At 48.9% G+C, this 23,441-nt stretch carries 19 protein-coding genes; 5 read left to right on the top strand and 14 right to left on the bottom strand.

Annotation, left to right across the window (positions count from 1 at the left end):
• The 6 genes from GA0116948_RS09595 to GA0116948_RS09620 all read right to left on the bottom strand — a co-directional run bounded on the left by GA0116948_RS09595 (nucleotide 1) and on the right by GA0116948_RS09620 (nucleotide 3,867).
• On the bottom strand, nucleotides 1-1,581 hold the full coding sequence (locus tag GA0116948_RS09595; RefSeq protein ID WP_089711483.1) for a hypothetical protein: 1,581 nt from the start codon (nucleotides 1,579-1,581) through the stop codon (nucleotides 1-3).
• A gap of 127 nt (nucleotides 1,582-1,708) precedes the next feature.
• Nucleotides 1,709-2,335: a SprT-like domain-containing protein gene (locus tag GA0116948_RS09600; RefSeq protein ID WP_089711484.1), complete on the bottom strand. Its 627-nt coding sequence runs from the start codon at nucleotides 2,333-2,335 to the stop codon at nucleotides 1,709-1,711.
• A gap of 2 nt (nucleotides 2,336-2,337) precedes the next feature.
• On the bottom strand, nucleotides 2,338-2,721 hold the full coding sequence (locus GA0116948_RS09605) for a hypothetical protein (protein ID WP_089711487.1): 384 nt from the start codon (nucleotides 2,719-2,721) through the stop codon (nucleotides 2,338-2,340).
• A 50-nt stretch (nucleotides 2,722-2,771) separates the two neighbouring features.
• Nucleotides 2,772-3,005: an AtpZ/AtpI family protein gene (locus GA0116948_RS09610; protein ID WP_089711489.1), complete on the bottom strand. Its 234-nt coding sequence runs from the start codon at nucleotides 3,003-3,005 to the stop codon at nucleotides 2,772-2,774.
• On the bottom strand, nucleotides 2,962-3,402 hold the full coding sequence (locus tag GA0116948_RS09615) for a bactofilin family protein (RefSeq protein WP_089711491.1): 441 nt from the start codon (nucleotides 3,400-3,402) through the stop codon (nucleotides 2,962-2,964). Before GA0116948_RS09615 ends, GA0116948_RS09610 begins: the two co-directional genes overlap by 44 nt.
• Before the next feature lie 54 nt (nucleotides 3,403-3,456).
• Complete coding sequence (locus GA0116948_RS09620) at nucleotides 3,457-3,867, bottom strand: hypothetical protein (RefSeq protein WP_089711493.1); 411 nt, start codon at nucleotides 3,865-3,867, stop codon at nucleotides 3,457-3,459.
• A gap of 276 nt (nucleotides 3,868-4,143) precedes the next feature.
• Here GA0116948_RS09620 and porW point away from each other — a divergent pair, with 276 nt between their 5' ends.
• Both porW and GA0116948_RS09630 read left to right on the top strand, forming a co-directional pair.
• Nucleotides 4,144-7,422: a type IX secretion system periplasmic lipoprotein PorW/SprE gene (porW, locus tag GA0116948_RS09625; protein ID WP_123891760.1), complete on the top strand. Its 3,279-nt coding sequence runs from the start codon at nucleotides 4,144-4,146 to the stop codon at nucleotides 7,420-7,422.
• 247 nt (nucleotides 7,423-7,669) lie between these two features.
• Nucleotides 7,670-10,027 carry a penicillin-binding protein 1A gene (locus tag GA0116948_RS09630; RefSeq protein WP_089711497.1) on the top strand — a complete coding sequence of 786 codons (2,358 nt, stop codon included), beginning with the start codon at nucleotides 7,670-7,672 and terminating at the stop codon, nucleotides 10,025-10,027.
• A gap of 250 nt (nucleotides 10,028-10,277) precedes the next feature.
• Here the strand turns inward: GA0116948_RS09630 and yidC are convergent, their stop codons facing one another.
• Nucleotides 10,278-12,104: a membrane protein insertase YidC gene (yidC, locus tag GA0116948_RS09635; RefSeq protein ID WP_089711499.1), complete on the bottom strand. Its 1,827-nt coding sequence runs from the start codon at nucleotides 12,102-12,104 to the stop codon at nucleotides 10,278-10,280.
• A 157-nt stretch (nucleotides 12,105-12,261) separates the two neighbouring features.
• Between yidC and GA0116948_RS09640 the strand changes: the two genes are divergently transcribed.
• A complete protein-coding gene (locus GA0116948_RS09640; protein ID WP_089711502.1) occupies nucleotides 12,262-13,008 on the top strand; it encodes a hypothetical protein in 747 nt (248 codons plus the stop codon).
• Nucleotides 13,009-13,077: 69 nt separating this feature from the next.
• Here GA0116948_RS09640 and GA0116948_RS09645 read toward each other — a convergent pair whose 3' ends face one another.
• On the bottom strand, nucleotides 13,078-14,724 hold the full coding sequence (locus GA0116948_RS09645) for a CTP synthase (protein WP_089711504.1): 1,647 nt from the start codon (nucleotides 14,722-14,724) through the stop codon (nucleotides 13,078-13,080).
• A 446-nt stretch (nucleotides 14,725-15,170) separates the two neighbouring features.
• Between GA0116948_RS09645 and GA0116948_RS09650 the strand changes: the two genes are divergently transcribed.
• Complete coding sequence (locus GA0116948_RS09650; RefSeq protein WP_089711507.1) at nucleotides 15,171-15,695, top strand: acyl-CoA thioesterase; 525 nt, start codon at nucleotides 15,171-15,173, stop codon at nucleotides 15,693-15,695.
• A gap of 46 nt (nucleotides 15,696-15,741) precedes the next feature.
• Here GA0116948_RS09650 and GA0116948_RS09655 read toward each other — a convergent pair whose 3' ends face one another.
• The 5 genes from GA0116948_RS09655 to GA0116948_RS09675 form a co-directional block, all read right to left on the bottom strand.
• Complete coding sequence (locus GA0116948_RS09655) at nucleotides 15,742-16,116, bottom strand: hypothetical protein (RefSeq protein WP_123891761.1); 375 nt, start codon at nucleotides 16,114-16,116, stop codon at nucleotides 15,742-15,744.
• A gap of 101 nt (nucleotides 16,117-16,217) precedes the next feature.
• Entirely contained in the window at nucleotides 16,218-16,880 is a 663-nt protein-coding gene (locus GA0116948_RS09660) for an HD domain-containing protein (protein ID WP_205686108.1), read from the bottom strand.
• A gap of 92 nt (nucleotides 16,881-16,972) precedes the next feature.
• The gene (locus GA0116948_RS09665) at nucleotides 16,973-17,566 is read right to left on the bottom strand and encodes a precorrin-2 dehydrogenase/sirohydrochlorin ferrochelatase family protein (protein ID WP_089711511.1); all 594 of its coding nucleotides are present in this window, start codon (nucleotides 17,564-17,566) and stop codon (nucleotides 16,973-16,975) included.
• Nucleotides 17,567-17,636: 70 nt separating this feature from the next.
• The gene (gene cobA / locus GA0116948_RS09670; protein WP_089711512.1) at nucleotides 17,637-18,401 is read right to left on the bottom strand and encodes a uroporphyrinogen-III C-methyltransferase; all 765 of its coding nucleotides are present in this window, start codon (nucleotides 18,399-18,401) and stop codon (nucleotides 17,637-17,639) included.
• A gap of 97 nt (nucleotides 18,402-18,498) precedes the next feature.
• Nucleotides 18,499-20,613 (bottom strand): nitrite/sulfite reductase, encoded by a 2,115-nt coding sequence (locus GA0116948_RS09675; protein ID WP_089711513.1) that lies wholly within the window; start codon nucleotides 20,611-20,613, stop codon nucleotides 18,499-18,501.
• A 409-nt stretch (nucleotides 20,614-21,022) separates the two neighbouring features.
• Between GA0116948_RS09675 and hxpB the strand changes: the two genes are divergently transcribed.
• Nucleotides 21,023-21,742, top strand: a complete 720-nt coding sequence (hxpB, locus tag GA0116948_RS09680) for a hexitol phosphatase HxpB (protein ID WP_205686109.1) — start codon at nucleotides 21,023-21,025, stop codon at nucleotides 21,740-21,742.
• A gap of 203 nt (nucleotides 21,743-21,945) precedes the next feature.
• Here hxpB and GA0116948_RS09685 read toward each other — a convergent pair whose 3' ends face one another.
• Nucleotides 21,946-23,433, bottom strand: a complete 1,488-nt coding sequence (locus tag GA0116948_RS09685) for a hypothetical protein (protein WP_089711518.1) — start codon at nucleotides 23,431-23,433, stop codon at nucleotides 21,946-21,948.
• Nucleotides 23,434-23,441 lie beyond the last annotated feature (8 nt).

Consider the following 23,441-nt stretch of genomic DNA (forward strand, 5'->3'; position numbering starts at 1 on the left):
TTAAAGCTTAATCGTTTTAATGACCAATACATTTTTCTTCATGGAAAATGCATACATACAATTGTTCTCCGGGTTCATGCGCAGCACCGGCCCATATTGCGGATGAAAATCCGTAGGGTCCTGTAATAGCAGCAACCCGCTGAGATCCTTATTCAGCAAGGCGCTCTGCCGGCTAACGGCGTTGGTGAACATCAGTTTTTCCCGGAAGGGCTTAATCATTTCCAGCGAGCCTGGATCGGTTACACCCTTGATCAAGGGAAGGTATTTCACGAACTGCGCTTTGCGGTCGCTGAGGCGCATCACCCCATAACCTGCATATTCCACGTGTTCCGGCGTGCTTTTATGCGCGGGAAACAGATGGTAGAAACGCAGCAAACAATTATTCTTATTGGCATCCGTACTATCAGAAGAAAAATATACCACGCGGCAGTGCATGAGGGCGGTTTTATCGGCGGTACTATCTTCTCCCAGTTTACTTTGCAGTTCCTCCATGGGCAAAAAACCGCCGCTGCCCTGGAACACACCGCTGGTGTCGAAATTTAGTACGGCCAGGCCGGTGCTGTCTGGCAAATTCAGGTAGCCCAATACTTTCAGTTGCTCTTGAAAAAACACAGCGGTATTGAACACAAAAGGATATTCGGCTTTCTTCTCAAATAAACCGGCTTCAAAGCTACTTTTAAAAGCTACGCGGCCACTATCGTTTACAAACACTATGTTGTAACGTTTCTTCACCGAATCCTGGTACTTTTCCTTCACATCCTGGAGGCGGCCAAACACGTATAGCAGTCCACGGTACTTGGCATGTTCATCGTACACAAAAGTGGGCAACGACGGCTGCCGGTTCACCCCATAGCGTACCGAATCTGTGCGTAAAACATGACCGCTACGGTCTACTTTCACGAAATAGAAATTTTTGTACACCCCGTATTTATCCTCCGGCGCTGGCAAGCTAAAAACCTGGGTGAGCGTTCCATCCGGCGCAATCACGGCACTATCGCAGCCGGGCGATTTATGCAAGCCTTTGGGCAGGCTGTCCAGTTCCAGTTTGTGCTGCAAAGCAATGCCTTCGGGCGTTTTGCCATGCAGCATGCCCCCCAGCGAAAAATTTACATCATAAGCCGTGTACACGAAACTATCTGCCCGTGGTTCTATTTTACGGTTTACCAGCGTATCCCATTTCTGTTCTTTAAACAACTGGGGTACGTGGCCTTTGAGTAGCAGGAACCATTTTTCGTTATTGTATTTAAAGCCGCCCATGTTGCCAAGCGGCCATTCTTTTTCGCTGATCAGGTTTAGATTGGCATCCAGGTATTTTACCAGCAGTTTTTTATCCAGGTCGCCCATGGGCAGGTTCAGGCCTTCTTTTTTATGTTTTAAAATGCCTACCACCAACTGGTGCAAGGAATCATCCCAATTGGCTGCCACGGCAAAGGCATAAGCATTATCGGTATTGAACTGGTTGTCTTCGCGAATGTCTCCATTGTCCAATAGCTTAAAAGATTGCTGGTTCAGCAAGGAGTCCTGTGCAAAGGCGCCCCCGCACCCACAAAGGGTCAGAAGGCTGAATAGAAAGGCTTTCATAGGTTTTGCGTGTTTGGTATAGCAACAAAGCGGTATCTGGATAAGGATACTAAATTAAGAAAAAATAAAATATGAAATAAGGGAGATCATTGTCTGGTGGTGGGCAATAAAGGTAAGGGGGCTATACCTATGCTTCCGCAGCCTCTACTTCATACACGGGGCTAAAAAGGTATACCCGTTTGGTGGCGATCTCCTCGCAGCGGAAACGTTTGCGGATGCGCGCTCCCTTACGGAATATCCTGCCATCCTTGGTCTTAAATATTGCGCCTTCCGGTAGCTGCTCCACGAAGAAATGGTTCACCTTCTGTGGATCATAGCGGCGCAACACCCGCATCAGGTTTTCATCTGCGCAGGAGCTGGCAGCCGGGCTGTGAATGCCGGCCATGATAGCAGCTTCCACGTCTGTTGGCATAAAACCCCTGCCAATGATATGCCGTAAAATTTCGGCAAATTCATGCTTCCACTCTTTGCCATGAGCCGCTACGCGGTTGGCATATTTCACCCAGGTAACCAGGTGGGCAATTTCATGCAGCAGGGTAATGAGAAAAGCGTAAGGATTAAGATTGCCGTTAATGCTGATCCGGTGACCACTGCCGTCGTAGGGATGGCGGTAATCGCCCAGAATGCTCTGCCGCTCGCGGGTAATGGTAAGGTGTACCTTGTATTCCAGGATAAAAGGCATCACTTCTTCCGAAGTACCCGCTGGCAGGTAGGCTGCCAGTGCATGTAATGGAGCTTCCTGTTTGGCGGCCATGATTAGCTGCGGGTTTTATTAAGCCGGAAGGAACTGGCAGTTTCCACTACCGTGTACACGATGTACATACCCAGCAGTATAAAAATGGTAGGCTTGCTGATAAACGGGCGGTAGGCCAGTACGTACAGCAATACTCCCAGCAGCATGCACATCATCTTTAGCAGCATGGCGCCCATCACCATACGCACAAATAAATTAGAGTTGTTGGATTCCTTCCCTTTGCGGGTCATGTAAAAACTAAGTGCGGAGATCAGTGCCAGCAGGATATTGCCGAGCAGTAATATGCTAAAATGAAGACCGTTGGCTAACAACCAGGATTTCCCAAAAAATAAAACACCTGTAATCAGCAGACAAACCAGCACCAGGCGGAGCAAAAATTTATTCATTACGTTATTCGGAACTAGGCCCTTTTATACAAAAGTACACCGATTACCTTTCATTTCCGCTTACCGGTATCCTTTACAATCTGGTACAAAATAATACCCAGGGCGGCCAGTGGCAGCACAATAGTAAATAATGGGAACAACCAACCTGTCCAACGGTCTAGCCGGATGCCGGCAAATACTGCCAGCCCCAGGAGCGCCACCATTTGGAATGCCATTCCCGAATAATATAAAAGCTTACTATCAGGCTTCGTTGCCTGCTTCTTCTGCGATAACGGATCTTCCATGTCTGCCGGTTTCAGGCGCTACGTCGTTGGCGTCCATGTAGCAACGGCCATTAAATTTGGCCGAAGGCTCCATTTCGAAATGCGTGGTGTACACATCTCCTTTCACCAGGGCGCTACCCTTCAGAAATAATAATTCTTCCACCTTAATGATGCCGGTTACCTTGCCCAGTACATCGGCACTGCCGCATACCAGGTCACCGGTAATCTCGCCTTCTGGCCCTACTACAATCTTGGCCTTGGTAGATACCAGCCCATTCACCTGGCCGTCTATCCGGATATCCCCTTCACAAACGATATCGCCCTGGATGGAAGTGCCATTGCCAATGATATTAACATTGCTCGTAGGCAGGGTAATTTTGCTTTCGCTCTTAGCGTTGCGGTTGTTATTACTAAACATAGATAGGTCTTAAAGGTTTTCAATTAGATGTAATATAATTAAAAATTGGAATATTTAATAGGTACTGTTGTCTACTTTAGGAACTTTAATGGTAGTGGTATCCAAGGCTTTGGGCACATCGCCCGTAATCATTTTCTTCAGTCCGTCCAGGTATTGATCGTGTTGCCGCAAGGCCTGCTCTAGCGAATCAGTGCGCAGCTTCAGGTGAATAAATTCACGGCGCTGTTTCAGATCGCCATATCCGGGAATGTAATAACGCAGCGGCGTAAATACAATGGTGGATACCGTAATCGTTACCAGCAAAACAAATAAGGTACTCAAAGCAATATACACACTCTTGCGCGATAAGCGGAAAGCCGTTACCTCTTCATACGTATCGTCATTCATGATCACCAGCCGGTACTTGTGATTCAGTCTTTGCAGGTTACTCGCCTTCTTCTTACTCTTTAGGTCGCGGCTTGACATACGTTTGTTTACGGCTTTATACGCTGTAAGTTATACATTTGATCACGAAATAACAATTACGAAATTTGAACATATGACGGGCGTACGACAAACGGTATGTGCCCGGGATTATTGTTTTATTATTAAAAAAAATAATCATACATAGCCCCTGCTCCGTCCCTGCGGCGGCTGGCCGGAATTGATAGCCAGTTGTTTCCCGGAGAAATAAATATCCTATCTTTAAAAATATTTTTGCCTCCAGGCAGTTTATATATAGATCTTACTACCCTGGCACCCATGAAGCGTAACAGCGTTATTTCCTTATTTTTCCATACTATATTCTTTTGTTGCTTCGCAGGTGCATCCGTGCTGCATGCGCAGGTTACCTACCCAACTACGCCCACTACAACGCCCATCGTACCCAAAACACCGGTTACGGTACCTTCCAATGATGTGCCTGTGATCACCGCACCCACCCTGCCCGGGCAGGTACAGCAACAAAACACGCAAAACAGCCAGAACCAAAACGGCCAGTATAACAACACGCCGGCCAATAGTAAGTTCCCAAACGCCCTTCCGCAAGCACCTACCGGCAGTGGTGCCACCAGTGGCAAGCAGCGCCCCGCCTATCAGCGAAATAATATGCCCGTAATACGCACTAACCAGCGCCTGCCTTCCGAGATCATGGCAGATAAAAAATGGACCTGGAACCGGAAGTTTTTCCAGAACATGGAAACCCGCTATAATTACTACTTCCACGCCAAACAAAAAATGAATGCCGCCGTGCGGGGCATTGGCCTCCAATGGCAGGACGATTATAATCACCTGCTGCCCTTTTACCCGTACAACGTGAAAAACCTGGGCATTAATAATACCGACCTGGACTCCGTGATCATCAAAGCGTCTACCGGCATACAACTGCACGATCCACGGGGCAAATGGATACCGGATGCTTACCTGCTCATTGGCGAAGCCTACTATTACCTGGCAGACTACCCGAATGCCGATGCTACCTTCCGTTTTATCAACACCAAGTACGCGCCCAAGTCCAAATCGCAGTACAAAGCCATTGTGGGCAGTAATGAAAATAACCGCAACGGTACGGCCATTACAGTAGCTACCAAGGAAAAGACCAAAGGCTTTTTCCGTTTCTTCCAGCATAAAGCCGTACGCAACGATGCCTTCCTCTGGCGGGCACGCACCCTGCTGGAACAGGAAAACTACGACGAAGTACGCTCGCTCATAAATGTGCTGATCAACGATCCCAATTATCCAAAACGCTTGCAACCCGGCCTAGCCGAAGTACAGGCCTATAGCCTTTACCGTCAGGAAAAATACGCAGAAGCTATCGCCCCACTGCGTAAAGCCGCGGATACCAAAGGCGATAAATATGCGAAAGCCCGTATGCGCTTTATTCTGGGACAATTGTACCAGCGCTTTCACAAACGCGACTCGGCCCTGGCAGAATACCACCACGTGGTAGCCCTGAAACCAGATCCTATCATGGATTTCCAGGCCCGCCTGGCCATTGCCGGCATGAATGCCGGCGCATCGGGCGGATCGCTGGAACAGAGCATGGCCATTCTCCAAAACATGCTTAAAAAAGACCGCTTCACCATTTACCACGATATTATTTATTACAACATGGCCTTGCTCCAGGCCGAATATAAACACCCCCCGGAAGCCATCGCCCTGTTGCAAAAAAGCCTGCGCGCAGGCAGCGACAATATGTTTCAGCGCACCATGACCTACAAGGCGCTGGCAGATATTTATTACAACGGGAAAGACTACACCCAGGCCCGCAAATATTATGATAGCACCGCTACCTTCATGACGCCTGATTTTGCCGAGGCCAAGCTGGTAAACACCCGCAAAAATGTACTGGACGATGTAGTGAAAAAGAAAGCCATCATCCGCCAGGAAGATAGCCTGCAACGTATTGCGGCCATGTCGGAGCCCGACCGGGTGAAGTACCTGCAAGTGCTGGTGGCCCAGCTAAAACAACAAGCCACCCAGCAGGAACTGGCTGCCAACTCGCCAGGAAATAATTACAACTACAATCCCAACCTACCCGGCCAGCAACTGGTGTCTGGCGTGCCCATGCCCGGCAATAATAGCATAGACGCTAACCAGGCAGAATGGTATTTTTATAATCCTAACAGCAAGTCCGTCGGCTTCACAGAGTTTAAAAAACGCTGGGGCAACCGCCCACTGGCCGATAACTGGCAACGCTCCTCCGCCGGTACACCCGTGTCGCTGGAACCTAAACCAGATGCTACCATAGATCCGGCCCTGCTGCTCACCAGCGATGTGAAACCAGACAGCATTTCTGCTCAATTGCTCGTGAAAAACCTACCCCTTACAACGGAAAAACTCCAGGCCTCCCGGGTAAAACAACAGGATGCAATGTTTGATCTTGGAAAGATCTATCATGACAAACTGGAAGATGCGCAGATGGCCATCGAAACGTACGATTCGCTGCTCATTAAATATCCTGACCACCCTAAGAAAGAAGAAGTGCTTTACTCCCTCTACATCTGGTATGGCCAATTGAACCAACAGGATAGGTCGAATAAATACAAGCAGATCATCCTTACCCAATACCCCACATCCAATTTCGCCAACATCATCCAGTATGGCAATAAACCAGCCGATACCAATGCCGGTAAGATCCGCGAGATTGCTGCCGCCTACGACACCGCCTATCTTCAATACCTCACGGGCCGCTACCCCGAGGCGCTGGACCAGATCAGCAAGATCGATACTACTTACGGCTACAGCAGCCTGCAATCCAAGATAGACCTGCTGCAAGCCATCACGTATATTAAAATAGATACCTCCGCCACCCGTGGTACTGCCGCCCTCCAAACCGTGGTGAAAAAATACCCGCTGGATACCGCTATTCAGCAGCAGGCACTTGCTATCCTGGATGCCCTGAGCCGCCGCCAGCAGGTAACAGACTACCTGACCCACTTGCAGGTACAACGGCAAAACAATAATGGACAGGTGGTAGACGAACACGTAAGCATGATTTATCCCTGGCAGCGCCAGCAAATGCACCTGGACTCCCTGCGCAACAAGGCCCTGCAGGATTCCCTGATGAAAACCGCCGCCGATTCCCTGGCAAAGATACAGGCCGATTCTATTGCCAAGGCCAACCTGCCACCCCCCAAACCGGTGACACCTTATAAACTGCCCAACGAAACCGCCGCAGTACCACACTTCGTAGTACTGCGCTTTACCCGCGTAGACAAAGCGCTGCTGGAAGACGTGCTGAACCAGTTTACCCGATACAATGCTGCCCAGCATCCAAATGATAAAATAGAAGTCAGCAGCTTTGTGCTGACACCCACCGATATCATGCTCATATTCCGGCTGTTCCCCAACGAGAACGCCTCGCTGGAATATTACGATGAGCTACGGATCGCCGCTCCCGATAAGATTATTCCACGCGTGCGGGAAACAGACTATCAAATGTTTATCATTTCCAGGGACAACTTCATACTGCTAAACAGTACCAAAGACCTGCAGGGTTATATGCAATTCTTCCAGCAAAATTACATGACCCAGCAGTAAAAAGGTAGGCACAGCTACTTTGCTCCTCGCAAAACAGCCGCCTGGGCTACCGGTACTTAACATATAATACCTGCTACCTACGCCCTTTTTTTAATAGCTTTGCAGGAGAAACGTGCGCAATTTTATTTTAATATGACATCTGGATCGATGTTTGCACCACACGCCGTTTCAAACACTGTAATACGCGCAGCCGCACTACACGCCGGTTTGCTCCCAACTTATAACCAAAGCCAAATAACACGCATCAATGAAACGTTCGGTGAAAATATTGTGGATCACGGTCTTCAGCGGGATCGGCCTGTTCGTCCTGCTTCTGCTCCTGTTCAATTTCCGGATCATCGGCAACATTCCTGCCCTGGAAGACCTGGAAAACCCGCAAGCCGCCCTCGCCTCTGAAGTCATCGCCGACGATGGCACCATTCTCGGTAAGTATTACATGGTAGACCGGTCTAACAGTGACTATAAAGACATTTCTCCCAATGTGATCAACGCACTCATTGCCACGGAAGACCGCCGTTTTTACGATCACTCCGGCATTGATGCCTACGGCACTGCTGCTATTCCCTTTTACCTGGCTATCGGTAAAAAACGCGGTTCCAGCACCATTACCCAGCAACTGGCCCTAAACCTGCAACTGGACCAATCCGGTAAAAAGCGTTCATCCAGCATATTTGCCCGCTCTTTCCAAAAACTTCAGGAATGGATTATGGCGGTGAAGCTGGAACGCAATTTCACCAAAGAAGAAATCATTACCCTTTACCTTAATACCGTAGCCTTCGGCGATAATGTATATGGCATTGAAAACGGCGCCCGCACTTTTTTCAGTAAAGACGCCGCCCACCTTTCTATAGAGGAAGCCGCCACGCTGGTGGGTATGCTCAAAGGCAACACCCTCTATAACCCACGCCGCAATCCGCAAAACGCCATGAACCGCCGCAATACGGTGATCGAAAATATGGAAGACAATGGCTCCATCACCCTCGCGCAAGCACAGGAAGCCAAGAGCAAACCCATTATCCTGCACTATAATAAAATTGATCACAACAATGGTCTGGCCCCCTACTTCCGGGAGGTGCTGCGCGACGAGATCAAGGATTGGTGCAAGAAAAATAAAAAGAACGACGGCAGCGATTATAACATTTATCGCGACGGCCTGAAGATCTATACTACCATCAATACCCGCATGCAGTTGTATGCAGAAGAAGCTGTAGCCCAGCACTTAAAAACCCTGCAAAAATCCTTCTTTTTACAAAGCAATATCAAGTCCGGCAAAGTATGGGACAAACGCAGCGGCGACCTCGATAAATTCATGAAAGAATCCGACCGCTACCAAAGTATGCAGGATGACAATGCCAGCGATGCAGCGATTAAAAAAGCTTTTTCTACCCCTACCAAAATGAAGGTTTTTGGCTGGAGAAGTGCTACAGATCCAAGTATGAATGAGATCGATACCGTAATGACTCCCATGGATTCTATCCGCTACATGCGGGAGTTCCTGCAAACCGGTTTTATGGCCATGGACCCGGAAAGCGGCGAGGTGAAAGCCTGGGTGGGTGGCCCTGATTTCCGTTACTTTAAAAATGATCACGTGATGAAGACCCGCCGACAGGTGGGCTCTACATTCAAGCCATTCCTGTATTGCTTTGCCATTATGAACGGGATGTCGCCCAATACCATGTTGCCCAATGAACCTATTACCATTGGCAACTGGACCCTCAATCACAATTCCGAAGGTTCTGTAGGCGGCAACATTACCATGGCAGGCGCACTGGCGCAGTCGCTGAACCTGGTCTCAGCCTATTTAATCAAACAATTAACGCCACAAGCCGTGGCCGATTTTGCCAATAATAAAGTGGGCTTTGGAGGCCGTGTACCCGCCTACCCTTCCATTGCACTGGGTACGCCGGAACTGTCGCTCTATGAAATGCTGCAGGCTTACACCATGTTCCCGGCCCGCGGCATCATTTCTAAACCGATCTACATTACCCGCATTGAAGACCGCAATGGCAATATCCTGGAAACCTTTGCGCCCGTAAAACGCGAGGTGATCAGTGAAACCGAAGCTTACACTATGGTGAAAATGATGGAAGGGGTAACGGCCCCCGGCGGCACTGGTGCCCGCGTGCGTTTCCGCTATAACTTACAGGGCGAAATGGCCGGCAAAACCGGAACTACCAATGATAATACCGACGGTTGGTTCCTGGGCTACACCCCACAACTCCTGGCCGGCGCCTGGGTAGGTTGTGAAAATAACTATCTGCACTTTAGCACCACTGCTATGGGCCAGGGTGCCAATACCGGCCTGCCCATCTGGGCCTACTTTATGCAGAAAGTGTATGCGGATAAATCACTGAAAATTGATCCCAAATCTACCTTCTCCATCCCTGCCGGTATGCATAACGATATTAACCTGAATTACGATAGCAATGTGCCGCCGGATGCACAGATCGATGACCAGGGCAATGGCAACGCCGCCGATTATCTGGATGTAAGCGACTATGGCGAGCCTACCCAGCAACCCGGCCAAAAGGAAAAAACAGGCGAGAACAAAACTCCCGCCCAACCACCTGCCAAAACCAATCCGCCTAAAAAAGACGGACAATAACGTATATGCACCTACGAAAAACGCGCATCTTTTTCCGGATGCGCGTTTTTTTTGCTATCTGAGCTAAACACTTCTACATATAGCCGCTTGCTATTAATGGCCTTAAACATTCATCAAACCTTAGCACGCTTCCTGATTCACTCACCCACAAAAAGGCCTGATGGGAGTTACCGCATCAGGCCTTTTTATATGGCCCGTAACCGGGCTGGTATGATTAGATTTTCTGGTTTTCAAAAACGTAGCGGCTACCTTATTTTTTGCCCCGCTGCGCTTCTTGCTGGCGTTTTTGCATTTCTTCCAAACGCTCTGCCCACTTGCTTTTGGTGGTAGGCTTCTTTTTATTTTCCTGTATCTGTGCATGGATCTTGGCATGATCTATCACCAAATTTTGCAGCACCCATTGCAGGATGATGCTGATGGTGTTAGACAGGAAATAATAGAAGGTCAATGCAGCCGCGAGTTTATTGAAAATACCCAGCAGCATGATCGGAAATACAAAAGGCATATACTTCATCACCGGGTTGCTCTGGTCGGCCATACCACGGTTGTAGAAGGCCAGGATCAAACTGGTGGCGGTCATGAGCAGGGTAAACAGGCTCACATGATTGCCATAGAAAGGAATATTGAAAGAGAAATTCAGAATAGAATCGTAAGTACTTAAATCCTTTGCCCACAGGAAACTTTGCTGACGCAACTCAATGGAAGAAGGGAAAAAGTTGTACATCGCCACCAGGATAGGCAGTTGCAGCAAGGCGGGCAAACAGCCGCCCAGTGGACTTACGCCGGCGCTCTTGAACAATTTCATCTGCTCCACGCCAAAAGCCTGTTGATCGTCAGCATACTTGGCGCGCAGCTCATCCAACTCCGGTTTCAACACCTTCATTTTAGCCTGCGACACGTAACTCTGGTAAGTGAACGGAGAAATAAGCAGGCGAATGAAAATGGTAAGCAGGATAATAATAACACCATAGTTGTGGATAAATCCGCTGAGGAAGTTAAACACGGGTATAATTACCCATTTGTTTACATATTTCACCCAGAAGAAAATGCCAGAACCCAGTGGGATAATGTTTTCCAGGCCAATATTATAAGACTTCAGCGTTTTATAGTGATTAGGCCCGTAATAAATTTCCATGGGAAAACGGAAATCATGGCTACGGTCATACGGCAGTTGCAACGTAGCATAAGAAATACCTACGATGTTACCACTTTCTGGTACCTGGGTATTAAAATCTGCGCTGTTGAAGTTATGCTTGTCTTTTGCAATTAGCGCCACGTTAAAGAACTGTTGTTTAAAGCTAACCCACTGTAAAGGATTGCTCAATTGCTCGTGGCTGGTGCGGGACAGGGTGAAGAAATCGTGCTTGCCGGCTTCGGTCTGGTAATGCACCTGGTTGTTGGTCCGCTCGTTTTGCATGTCCTGTTCCTGTTTGCCAGCCTGGGCATTCCATTGCATGGTAAGTGCATTGGTGCCGGGAACCAGTACATTTTCCAGTCCTACTGCCCGCACGGTAAAGTCTACAAGATAACTGTTAGGCTGTAAAGTATAAATGTATTCCAGGTATTGCTCCGGGTTGGAGGTAGGCAGATGGTAAGTCAAGGTTTTAGCACCGTTAACCTCCGTATAAGCGGGGGTGAAATAAAGGTCGGCAGTATTAAGGGTATGACCGGCAGCAGGCAGTTGCAGGGCCAGGCGGTTCAGTGAACCTTCCTGCAGCATCAGTGGACCGCCATCGAAAGTTTTAAAATTTTTGAGTTGTACGCTTTGGGCATCGCCTCCTTTATTGGTGAAGATGATCTTTACCACGTTATTTTCAAGGATGGTGGTCTGCTCATTGCCACCGGCTGCAGCAGCAAAGGTCCCATATTCACCGGCCAGTCGAGCGCTATCCACGGCAACGCCGGCAGCTTGGGCCACTGTATCCACAGGAGCTGTTTTAGGCAAATTAGCCTGGGCAATAGAATCCTTGCGGATTTTTTCAAGTTTGGCCGCACTCTCCTGGCGGTTGCTGATAGTCAGGTAGGCGACCAGCAACGCACCCAGTAAAACAAAGCCAATGACCGAATTTCTGTCCATGAAATGCAATTAAAATTTAGGCAGCAAAGGTAAGCATCTAATTATGAATTACACCGGCCAACAAAGGATTTTAGGCAAACAGGGGTTATTTTTCGGTTAAAGCCAACGTAAGCCCGTATATTGCATTATAGAAATATTTTATATAATTGCTGCAAGTATGAAACACTCCCTTACCATGATCGGCTACTGGCAGAGCGTCTATGAAACCGATTATCCAGATCCTGCCTGGTTTACTGACCACAACTGGGATGCTGCCATCCGCCAGCAGGTGCTGGTCCATCTGAAAGCAGGCAAGCCCATGCCTTATACCTACATGGGCCAAAGCTGGTGCCGCTTTCGCTGCGACGGGCCCCGTACGGGTCGCCTGGGCAGCATGGAATTTACCGATGGCAAATATGTATGGCCCGAGGGCCTGGTGCATTACCTGGAAGCACATGCCCTGCGCCTGCCCCCCGAGGTAACGGAATATATGACCGCCGGCCACGAGATACTGTACGAACCAGCCCCCCACAATTACGAGATCGATTACAATTGGTGGAAAACCCAGAAAGGCTGGAACACCCAGGCCTCCACTTACAAAGGGATAGACATCGGCTACATCGTAATCTCCGCCCGGGGTACAGCATTCGCCGCCTTGCAGGAAGCCGCGTTGCTGCACTTCCTGAGCAAGTCTGGCGGCATCAGGGGCAAGCTCAAAGCTGTGGAAGATGTTATGAAAGGCCATACCGTAGCCGTGCTGGGCCGTTTTCCTTATGTGCAGGATTTCATTGAAGAAAATACCTCCATTGGCCTGGAAATCCGTTTCCGGGAAATACCTTTCGAGCAATACCAGGAACTGGATCTCTCCGCTACTAAAGACCGGACAGCCTGGCTACAGGCGGAGCTGGAGAAGCAAGAAGCATAGGCTTTTCAGCCATAAAAAAAAGCGGCCATTGCCGTAGCAGTGACCGCTTTTTAATAGTATTACAACTGCTTACTGGTGTTCTTCCACCAGCTGTTGCTTGTTACTTTGCTTGTTCTCTGCATATTGCTTGGCCGCTTTCACAAAGCTCACAAATAGCGGGGCCGGGGCTTCTACGGTGCTTTTCAGTTCCGGGTGAAACTGGCAGCCCACAAAAAATGGATGATGGGGCAGTTCTATCATTTCCACCAACCCGCTTTCCGGATTCTTGCCGGATAGTACCATGCCTGCCTGTTCAAATTGCTCCACAAAGTCATTGTTGAACTCATAGCGGTGGCGATGACGCTCGCTGATATGGGTGGTGCCATAAATCTGCGCCGCCTTAGTGCCGGGCTTCAGATCGCAGGCATAGGCGCCCAGGCGCATAGTTCCACCTTTGGAAGTAATTTTTTTCTGCTCTTCCATCAGATTTATCACCGGGTAGGGCGATGCTGTATTCATTTCATAGCTGTGGGCTTCTTTCAGGCCAATAACATGGCGGGCGTATTCCACCACACTCATTTGCATGCCCAGGCAAATACCGAAGAATGGCAGGTTATTTTCCCTTGCATACCGGATAGCCGTGATCTTTCCTTCAATGCCCCGGTGGCCAAAGCCTGGCGCTACCAGCAGGCCGTCCAGGTTTTTCAGTTTCTCATATACATTCTCCGGGGTAATATATTCGGAGTGAATGTTTTCCACCACTACCTTGCACTCATTCACCGCACCAGCATGTACAAAAGATTCCAGGATAGATTTATAGGCATCCTGCAATTCTACGTATTTGCCAATCAGGCCAATGGTGATCTTGGATTTGGGGTATTTCAGTTTGTCGAGGAACTCGCGCCATTTTACCAGTTCTGGTTCTTTGGTCATGGGCAGGTTCAGTTTCTTCATGCAGATCACATCCAGCTTTTCCCGCAGCATTTCCAACGGCACTTCATAAATAGTGTTTACGTCGTTGGCCTCGATAACCGATTCTACCGTTACGTTACAGAACAGCGCTATCTTCTTTTTCAAATCGCTGTACATCGGTTCTTCGGTGCGGCATACGAGGACGTCGGGGTGTACACCATACTCGCTGAGTAGGCGCACAGAATGCTGGGTAGGCTTGGTCTTCAACTCTTTGGCCGCCCGCAGGTAAGGAATGAGGGTAAGGTGAATAACCAGGCATTCTTCTTCGCCCAGCTCCCATTGCAACTGGCGCACTGCTTCAATGTAAGGCAGGGATTCAATATCACCCACCGTGCCGCCCAGTTCAGTAATCACGATGTCGTATTTGCTGTCTTTGCCTAATAGTAAAATGCGGCGTTTGATCTCATCGGTAATATGGGGGATTACCTGTACGGTTTTGCCCAGGTAAGCGCCTTCCCGCTCTTTGTTGATCACGGTTTGGTAAATGCGGCCAGTGGTCACATTATTGGCCTGGGAAGTAGGTTTGTTCAGGAAACGCTCATAGTGACCAAGATCCAGATCGGTCTCCGCGCCATCTTCCGTAACATAACACTCTCCATGCTCATAAGGGTTTAGGGTACCGGGATCCACGTTGATATAAGGATCAAATTTCTGAATGGTCACATTGAAACCACGGGCTTGCAGCAATTTTGCCAGCGAAGCCGCAATAATTCCTTTACCCAAAGAGGATGTCACACCTCCCGTCACGAAGATATATTTTGCCATAATATTGATATTCTGAGAATCTAGCTACTTGACCAAAAGAAGCATGAAAGAAGTGCAGATGTATGATGTTGTACCTGTCAAGTATCACTTCCGAAGGTCATGCAAAGCTACAGCAAAAAAGTGAAAAAAATGAAAAACACCCCGCCCGCTGCCACCGCACTTGGTAGGCGCCTTGGCCCTAAACCATCCATGGTGGCCACTTTTAAAGCTGCACAGGGAAATGCAAAAAAGTGAAGATGGCTTTGCCGCCGATAAATTTCCCCGCACCCCGGAATTTTTGGAAATGGCAACCCAGGCTGACCATACCTACCATTTTTAAGGCACAGCCCGCCACTTAGCGGGTTTTGTTGAATATTTGCCCCCGTATTTTAAATAAACAAAAGACAATGCCTCACCGCACCTTAGCGCTTTTTACTTAATTTTGCAGGCCGGTAAACATAGAAAGTATGACGCTTATGCCCAAGAAGTCGAACGACTCATTGATCCAGATGACAGAACTGGTGCTGCCCAATGATACCAATACCTTCGGTAACCTGATGGGAGGCCGCCTCATGTACTGGATGGACATCGCTTCTGCCCTGGCCGCCATGAAACACTGTGCAGCGCCTACGGTTACCGCTTCGGTAGATAATATTTCTTTTGAAAATCCCATCAAACTGGGTAATGTGGTGCATATTGAAGCCAAGGTAACCCGGGCCTTCAATACCTCCATGGAAGTACACATGAAAGTATGGGGCGAAGATCCCGTGCAGCAATCCCGCTACAAATCCAATGAGGCCTTTATGACTTTCGTGGCCCTGGACCCTAATGGTAATTCCCGGCCGGTACCAGCGGTGATCCCGGAAACGGAGGAGGAGAAACTATTGTTTGAAGGTGCCATGCGGCGGCGCCAGCTCCGGTTGGTACTGAGTGGCCGCATGAAGCCGCAGGACGCTTCGGAGTTGAAAGCGTTATTTTATGACCAGTTGTAGCCCCTGCACCTAAAAATTAAATATACTGCGCAGACCTGTCCTGCGTTTATTTTTTTCGCTTTATCTGCAAGCCCCCCAGGTCTAGCCCGATGAGCGGCGCTACTTTTACCAATATTTTATCGAAATCCTTATCAAAACCTATGCATTCGTCGTACCAGTGCTGATCAAAGAAGCTGAGGTCCAATGGGGCTGCCTGGTTTTGCGGATCAATGGCTGCCGGCCCTTCTTCCTCCCCTACCTCATCAGTCCAATGCATACTACGTTCCATTTCACCGGCCCAAAACTGTACCCTGTCATCCATACTCATGTAAGGATATACCTCTATACGGAAACGCTGCAATTCGCGGTAAGCTTCTTTAGAACGTTCCTGCAACTGGCGCAGGGCCTCCAGGTCGGCAGCGCTTAAAATATTATCGGCCATATCTTTAGATGATGCTTGATGTGAATATGTAGGATTTAAAGCCGCAAGGTACATCCTGTTTTCTGGAGATGATCAAAGCCCTGCATTTAAAGTACGCTGCACTAGGCTTCCCCTTCCCATTCTTTGTAAAACCGGTGCAGGTATTCCTCCATAAATTGGTGGCGCGCGGCGGCCAGTACTTTACCGGAGTCTGTGTTCATACGGTCTTTGAGCAGCAATAATTTTTCGTAAAAATGATTCAGCGTGGGCGCCTGGCTATTGCGATATTGGGTAACGTCCATCTCCAGGTTAGGGGGGATGGACGGGTCATAAATTGCGCGATGTTTGTAACCACCGTAGTGAAAGGTCCTGGCTATACCGATGGCGCCAATGGCATCCAGCCGGTCGGCGTCCTGCACCACATCCAGCTCTTTGGAGTGGAAGCTGCGCTGTGTTTTGCCACCCTTGAAGGAAATGTTTTCCACGATGGCCACCACGTGATGCACGATGTCTTGGGCAATATCCTGGGTCAGCAAAAAGGCCTGTGCCTTGGCCGGGCCAATGGTGTCGTCATTATGATGGAATTTGGCATCTGCAATATCGTGTAGCAGGGCAGCCAGCGACACAACAAATACATTGGCCTGCTCTGCCTGGGCGATGTGTAAGGCCTGCTTCCACACCCGGTAAATATGAAACCAGTCGTGGCCACCCTCTGCATGGGCCAGTTCCTGCTGCACGTAAGCCACCGTACGATCAATAATTTGTTGCTGCTCGCTCGTCATCATCCGGAATTTAGTAATAAAAGTAGCCCTTTTCATAAACACAAAAAGCCTGCCCATTGCGGCAAGCAGTATCTAATCAAAGTCCGGTAAAAAGATCAGTGTTTTTCTGTTTCGCTTTCTACCAGTACATCGGTGAGTGCATTGAGTTTGTCTACCTTGGCGGTAAAATCGCCGGCGAGGCGGTTGCGGATAAGGTGAAGTTTTTCCAGTACCTGGTCCAGTGAGTCGGGCAGGCATTCTTGTAGCACCTGGCGCAAGCGTTTGGCCACGGTGGGAGATTTGCCATTGGTGGAGATGGCGATCTTAAGGTTTCCCTTCTGTACCACGGCCCCTAAATAAAAATCGCATAACTCGGGGGTATCGGCAACGTTAATGAGTACTTTGCAGGAACGGGCTTTTTCCCAGATCTCTACATTAAGCGCATGATCATTGGTGGCGGCAATCACCAGGTCTTTCCCAAAAAGGTCGCCGCAGGAAAAAGGCTTTTGAATAACGGTTACGTGCGGATAATCTTTCACTAGCGCATCCAGTTCTGGGCGAAACCAAGTGGCTACGATGGTTAGCCTGGCGGTGGGACAGTTGCTCAACAAAGCTCCTACCTTCTCCACACCCACATTACCCCCTCCTACCACCAGCACATTGAGGCGGTCTACCTTGAAAAACACGGGAAACAAGTTATTATCGGCCATCACACAGGTATTTAATTGATTTGTTGCAACACTACTCTAATCTATTCATTTAAACGGTCATATGCAAGTTTTAAACAGCCATTTTAATTTCTTTTACAACATGCTGGAATGCCTCATGAAATCGAACTACCTCCCCTATCACAATAATGGCGGGATTACGCAGGTCTTGCTTGCGGGCTATTTCCTGCAGGTCGCTAACATTGCCTACCCCTATTTTCTGAGCTGGTAGGGTGCCGTCCTGGATAATGGCGGCGGGAGTATTTCCCTTACCATGGCGCAGGTACTCGGCGGCAATATCATCCAGCTTGCTCATCCCCATCAGCACTACTACAGTGGTGTTAGCATGAATGGCATTTTCCAGGTCGCGGGATAATTCGCCGCGCTGGGTGGTACCTGTAATGACCCAAAAACCTTCGCTCACGTTGCGCGCAGTGACGGGTATTTTGTTGATCCCCGGAACAGCAATGGCGGAAGTGATGCCGGGAATCACTTCCACGGCAATATCGAACTGCTGGGCAAAGGACAGTTCTTCCTGGCCACGGCCAAACACAAAGGCGTCGCCACCCTTAAGGCGCACCACGCTGCCGTAAGTGAGGGCATATTTAACGATCATCCGGTTGATCTCATCTTGTGTATACACATACATGCCTGCGCGCTTGCCTACAAAACGTTTCAGGCAGTTGGCCGGTGCATGCTCCAGCAATTCGTTGTTAGACAGCGCATCGTATAAGATCACGCGGGCCTGCTGGATGGCTTTGAATCCCTTTACCGTAATGAGATCCGGGTCACCAGGACCAGCTCCTACGAGGGTAAGTTTGGGTTGAATGTTTTGCATACGTCCGGCTTTAGATTAAGTTATAAATGGGGGAACGACGATGGGCATCGTTCCCCACTGAATGTAATGCTTCTTTGCGCAACCGGATAGCAGTATTTTATTGTGCGATCACGGAACCTACGGCGTTGTTTTCGCGGAACAACTGCGCTTGTTTATAAAAGGCCTGGGCCTGTTGAAAATATTGTCTGGCAAAAGCCGCGGTGGGTGCCTGTGCATTGATCTGCAATACCTGCTCCTTAAAATCGGCCACATCAAAGCGGCCTGTGGCCACTAGGTTTTTCTCAAAATCGTTGATAATGCCGATCTGGGTGTTGCAGGCTACCCCTTCGCCCAGCAGCAGGGCCTTGGCAGCTTGTACAAATACGGAGTAGGCATGGTAAATGCCGTCTGCATACTGCCCCTTGCCAATAGCTTCCATGCCGAGTTCCAGCTTTTCCTCTGCTTCATAAAGCAGGGTGGCCACCAGGTCTATTACCACACCGGCGCACTCGCCTACTCCTATAGCGGTGGCATAGTCTTGCGCCTGGCCCCAGTCTACGAAATCCTCCTCTGACAAGCTTTGCAGCTCAGTGAGGGGCTTCAGCAGCTCGTAAAAATATTTCTCGGTCTTACGATCGTAGTATTCGTTAAATTTTTCGGCATCCAGCGCATGGGTACCATAGTCGTTCAGCAGCGTGCGCAGCACATCCGGACCGCGTTTGCTGGGCACTTTAATCACCTTGTCGGCTACCCGGCCTTCGCCATTACCCACTATACCGCCGCCCAAGAGTACTTGCAGGGCAGGTAGTACCTTACCCGCGCTTTTCAGGGAAGAGCCATGAAAGCCAATGCTGGCAATACTATGCTGGCCGCAGCTATTCATACAGCCGCTTATTTTAATCTTAATGTCTTTATTAAATACCAGTTCGGGAAACTCCTCTTCAATCACCTGTTCCAGGGCCGCCGCAATGCCGGTGCTGCTGGAAATAGCCAGGTTACAGGTGTCGGTACCAGGGCAGGCCGTAATGTCGGACACACTGTCAAAACCGGGAGTGGCATACCCCACTTCTTCCAACACGCTGTACACATAAGGAAGGTTACCAGGTTGAATGAATTTTAGCAGCAGGCCCTGGTTGGCCGTCACGCGCACGTCGTCGGCTATTACGCCATGCAGTTTGCCGATCAGGTAACGCGATTCGTCGGAGCGAATGTTGCCCAGCGGTACTTTAATGTAGGCCGCCAGGTAGCCGGCTTGTTTTTGCTGGATCACATTACTGCGTTTCCAGGCCTCATATTTTACCGGGTTTTTAATGCTGTAAGCTGTGCCGGGCGTGCCTTGCGGAGCCTGGGTGTCTGGCCAGGCGGCAGCGTCTATGGGCAGGCGCTGGGCCTTCAGGGCCAAATGTTCTTCTTCTACCAGGCGTACAAATTCTTCCATCCCAATTTTCTGGATCAGGAATTTCAAACGGGCCTTGTGGCGGCTGGCGCGCTCTCCATAACGGTCAAACACGCGCAGTACGTTTTCAATATAAGGCAGGAGCAAGTCGGCTTCCAGGAAGTCAAAAGCTACCTTGGCCAAATGGGGCTGTGCGCCCAGGCCACCGCCTACCATCACCTTAAAACCACGGGTAGGTACGCCCTTTACATCCTGTATCTTGGGTATCAGGCCAATATCGTGCATAAAAGACCAGGCAGTATCGGCATCGCTGGAAGAAAAGGCAATTTTCACCTTACGCCCCATGTCCTGGCATATGGGATTGCGCAGGAAGTAACGGAAAGCTGCATCAGCATAAGGCGTTATGTCGAAAGGCTCCTGCGGGTCTATACCGGCCCTGTCGGACGCGGTAATATTGCGCACCGTATTGCCACAGGCTTCGCGGATAGTAATATCGTCGAGGTCTAGTTTAGACCATAATTCAGGGGTACGCTCCAGGCTTACAAAATGAATCTGTACATCCTGGCGGGTAGTGAGGTGAAGATTGCCGGTAGAATATTCGTCCGATACGTCGGCAATGCGCTTCCACTGGGCCAGCGTCATCTTACCATAAGGAAGTTTAATGCGCACCATCTGCACGCCAGCCTGGCGTTGGCCGTATACACCCCGGGCCAGGCGCAGGCTTCGGAACTTTTCGTCCGGGATCTGTCCTTCACGGTAGAGGCGTATTTTCTTTTCGAGTTCGATAATATCGCGCTCCACGACCGGGTTTTCGAGTTCGGTTCTGAAACTTTGCATGATAAATCAGATTTGGTGGTAAATTTTATATCGGTGTTCGATTGCACTAAAAAATAAAAGCCTCCTTATCGGGAAGGAAGGCTCTTTCAATATCGGTGAGCTGGTATATGATCTTTGCTGCCTCCCCATATTCCCCATCTAGTTTGTAGACTAATACAAATGTAAGGAACGGTGGGTACAATGCAAAAGAAATATGCTTAAAAAAAGGGGGGTGTTTTTGCGATTTGTTCAACCGCCCCCGGCAGCAGGGCTGAGGAGGGAATGTGATAGGCTCAAAAGCGGCCACCATACTGCATTTCCATTTTAGAGAGAGACTCCGTTCCCGGGTATTGGTAGCCACATTCGTTTTAGTTATGGTGTATAACTTCCGGTTATCCTATTCCAGGTAAAATAACTTGCGCCCACTAAAATGACAAAAAGCGGAAAAACTTCGGATTATCTTTGCGGCGGCAATCACGAAAAGACTTACACAATGATCAATACGGTAATATTTGACATGGACGGGCTGCTGATAGATTCAGAACCACTCTGGGGCGCAGCCATGCAGGAAGTATTTGCAAAACTGGGCGTAAACTTGACCCAGGAACAATATGCACAGACCACCGGGCTACGCACCCAGGAGGTGGTAACCTACTGGCACAATCATTTTAAATGGGATAGCGCCTCGCCCGACAAGGTGACCAATGATATTTTGGATACCGTAACCCGCAAGATCATTGAACAGGGTCGCCCCATGGAAGGCATGACCTATATCCTGGATTTTTTTAAGCAACGCCCATTCAAGGTGGGCCTGGCCTCCTCCTCTCCCATTCGCCTCATCGATGCAGTGCTGGATCATTTTAAGATCCGCAACTACTTCGATGCGGTAACCTCCGCAGAATTTGAAAGCCATGGAAAACCCCATCCCGCCGTATACATTGCCTGTGCCAAAGCACTGGGCAGCGACGTGCTGCAATGCCTGGCGTTTGAAGATTCTGCCGCAGGCATGACGGCCGCCAAAGCTGCCCGCATGAAAGTAGTGGTGGTACCAGACGAACATGTACGCGACCAGCCCAGGTTTGGACTGGCAGATGTGAAGCTGAAAAGTTTGCTGGATTTTAATGAAACGGTGCTGGCAGGGTTGCAGTAAGTATACTGCAAAAGGGTAAATTTCTCCGGCATATTACTGTTGTATAAAATAACAAAAGGGGCAGAAAATAACTGCTGCTGCCCCTTTATGAATGTTCATAATTTAATAGGATACTTTTTCACTACCCTCACCATATGCGCCGCCTTTTTCCATTTGAAAGGCTTTATAGAACATTCTTTTCAGCATGCTCCGTGCAGTATGTTTTACATCGACACCTTGATCTGGGCTATGATATAGGCTTTCGCTTCCTTATTATAATACCCGAAATATTGTTTGTCTCCGATATTGAACTGAATCTGGGCTTTGGCATTCTGCTGATCAACTGTTTCTAGATAATCCTTAACCTTGTCTGAAACGGGCGGGGGCACCTTGCCCCGTTTAACCTTACCGGATGCAGGGTCCATCAGCAGACTGAATGTAGTAGCGGTATAGTATTTAGCATTATTGGAACTATAGATCGTTTTACCGGGTGTGTAATAAAAGGGCGTCTGTGGCGAGCCTGCATCCCTTGCTCCTGGACCAGCATATGGTCCATAGTGGCCCGACCCCGACCCCACAGGTACTTTGAGGAAATCGTAAGTACCCACGGTGAGTACGTACTGACCATCTTTGTCAGCAGTTACCATTAATCCTTCCGTACCTTTATTCATGGTTTTCAGGAGGCTATTAAAGCTGCTCACTTCCTTCTCCGATTCTTTCTTTCCCTTGCGGGTTTCCGTGGCCGGCAGCTGCGACATGAGCGACTGGTAATTTTCGCTATTAATTTCCAGATTGTCTATCAATTGGCCACTTTCCAGGTTGAACTGCACAATATGAATATTCTTTTTGTTCAGCACCAACGAAAAAAGTGTATTGTCTTTTACATAGGAATTTACATAAACACCGCCCTTGTCATCCCCAGCCAGCACACTTTTGTAATCATAAAACTTTTCCTGCACCTTGAAATCTACCAGGTCTATGGTGGTTACATGGGTGGGGTGGTCCTTTACGTTTACCACAATATAGAGTTTACCTGCCTGACTAAATATTTTTGAATCTGTAGTAACCAATGAAAAATCCGGTTCCATGCTGCCCTGTATCAACCGGGAGTTCTTCAGGTATTCCGATACCTGATCCCGCTTTTTACCGGCATCGGCAGGAACCTTTAGCGCTACCCGTTTTACCACCACCTTACCTTTACCATCCATCATATGGAACTGCAGCTGGCCGGCATCATCGTTAGCACCTATCACGTAAAATACATTTTGCTCGCTGAAAGCAGCTACCTGTTTTTCACTTTTCATGAGCTCAAAAAGTGGCTTGTGGGTGATGCTGTTCTTATCAAAATCCACTTGTTCCAGCTTATAGGTTTTTTCGCCATTGCTGAAAGCAAAATTGTACACATTGCCATCGCTGGTGCCGCCTTCATAACGATCCGCTCCAGCGCTAAAGAACTTCAGGTCAAGGTCCTGGTCAAATTTGTTCACTACTTTAAAATCGCCATCCACCAGCACATAGCTGCAATGTTTCTGGTCTTTGAGCACCAGCGCAAAGCGGTCTGACTGACCGTTATTAAGAAAATTAGCATCGTAAGTTCCCGGATCGAGGAAATAGACTTTACGAAATTCAAACGGGTATTTTAAAACCGTCTTTTGGGCAAATACAGAAAAGGTTCCTACACAAAGGAATAGGGCTAGCAACATACTGCGCATGGGTATAG

This window comes from Chitinophaga costaii (assembly GCF_900094705.1).
Lineage (GTDB): Bacteria > Bacteroidota > Bacteroidia > Chitinophagales > Chitinophagaceae > Chitinophaga > Chitinophaga costaii.

Excerpts from the sequence above, each read along its gene's own strand:
- GA0116948_RS09650 (WP_089711507.1), top strand. The coding sequence starts at position 15,171 with ATGACGCTTATGCCCAAGAAGTCGAACGACTCATTGATCCAGATGACA.
- GA0116948_RS09655 (WP_123891761.1), bottom strand. The coding sequence starts at position 16,116 with ATGGCCGATAATATTTTAAGCGCTGCCGACCTGGAGGCCCTGCGCCAG.
- yidC (WP_089711499.1), bottom strand. The coding sequence starts at position 12,104 with ATGGACAGAAATTCGGTCATTGGCTTTGTTTTACTGGGTGCGTTGCTG.
- GA0116948_RS09620 (WP_089711493.1), bottom strand. The coding sequence starts at position 3,867 with ATGTCAAGCCGCGACCTAAAGAGTAAGAAGAAGGCGAGTAACCTGCAA.
- GA0116948_RS09645 (WP_089711504.1), bottom strand. The coding sequence starts at position 14,724 with ATGGCAAAATATATCTTCGTGACGGGAGGTGTGACATCCTCTTTGGGT.
- cobA (WP_089711512.1), bottom strand. The coding sequence starts at position 18,401 with ATGCAAAACATTCAACCCAAACTTACCCTCGTAGGAGCTGGTCCTGGT.
- GA0116948_RS09605 (WP_089711487.1), bottom strand. The coding sequence starts at position 2,721 with ATGAATAAATTTTTGCTCCGCCTGGTGCTGGTTTGTCTGCTGATTACA.
- GA0116948_RS09610 (WP_089711489.1), bottom strand. The coding sequence starts at position 3,005 with ATGGAAGATCCGTTATCGCAGAAGAAGCAGGCAACGAAGCCTGATAGT.
- GA0116948_RS09640 (WP_089711502.1), top strand. The coding sequence starts at position 12,262 with ATGAAACACTCCCTTACCATGATCGGCTACTGGCAGAGCGTCTATGAA.
- GA0116948_RS09665 (WP_089711511.1), bottom strand. The coding sequence starts at position 17,566 with ATGGCCGATAATAACTTGTTTCCCGTGTTTTTCAAGGTAGACCGCCTC.
- porW (WP_123891760.1), top strand. The coding sequence starts at position 4,144 with ATGAAGCGTAACAGCGTTATTTCCTTATTTTTCCATACTATATTCTTT.
- GA0116948_RS09600 (WP_089711484.1), bottom strand. The coding sequence starts at position 2,335 with ATGGCCGCCAAACAGGAAGCTCCATTACATGCACTGGCAGCCTACCTG.
- GA0116948_RS09685 (WP_089711518.1), bottom strand. The coding sequence starts at position 23,433 with ATGCGCAGTATGTTGCTAGCCCTATTCCTTTGTGTAGGAACCTTTTCT.
- GA0116948_RS09660 (WP_205686108.1), bottom strand. The coding sequence starts at position 16,880 with ATGATGACGAGCGAGCAGCAACAAATTATTGATCGTACGGTGGCTTAC.
- hxpB (WP_205686109.1), top strand. The coding sequence starts at position 21,023 with ATGACAAAAAGCGGAAAAACTTCGGATTATCTTTGCGGCGGCAATCAC.
- GA0116948_RS09615 (WP_089711491.1), bottom strand. The coding sequence starts at position 3,402 with ATGTTTAGTAATAACAACCGCAACGCTAAGAGCGAAAGCAAAATTACC.
- GA0116948_RS09630 (WP_089711497.1), top strand. The coding sequence starts at position 7,670 with ATGAAACGTTCGGTGAAAATATTGTGGATCACGGTCTTCAGCGGGATC.
- GA0116948_RS09595 (WP_089711483.1), bottom strand. The coding sequence starts at position 1,581 with ATGAAAGCCTTTCTATTCAGCCTTCTGACCCTTTGTGGGTGCGGGGGC.
- GA0116948_RS09675 (WP_089711513.1), bottom strand. The coding sequence starts at position 20,613 with ATGCAAAGTTTCAGAACCGAACTCGAAAACCCGGTCGTGGAGCGCGAT.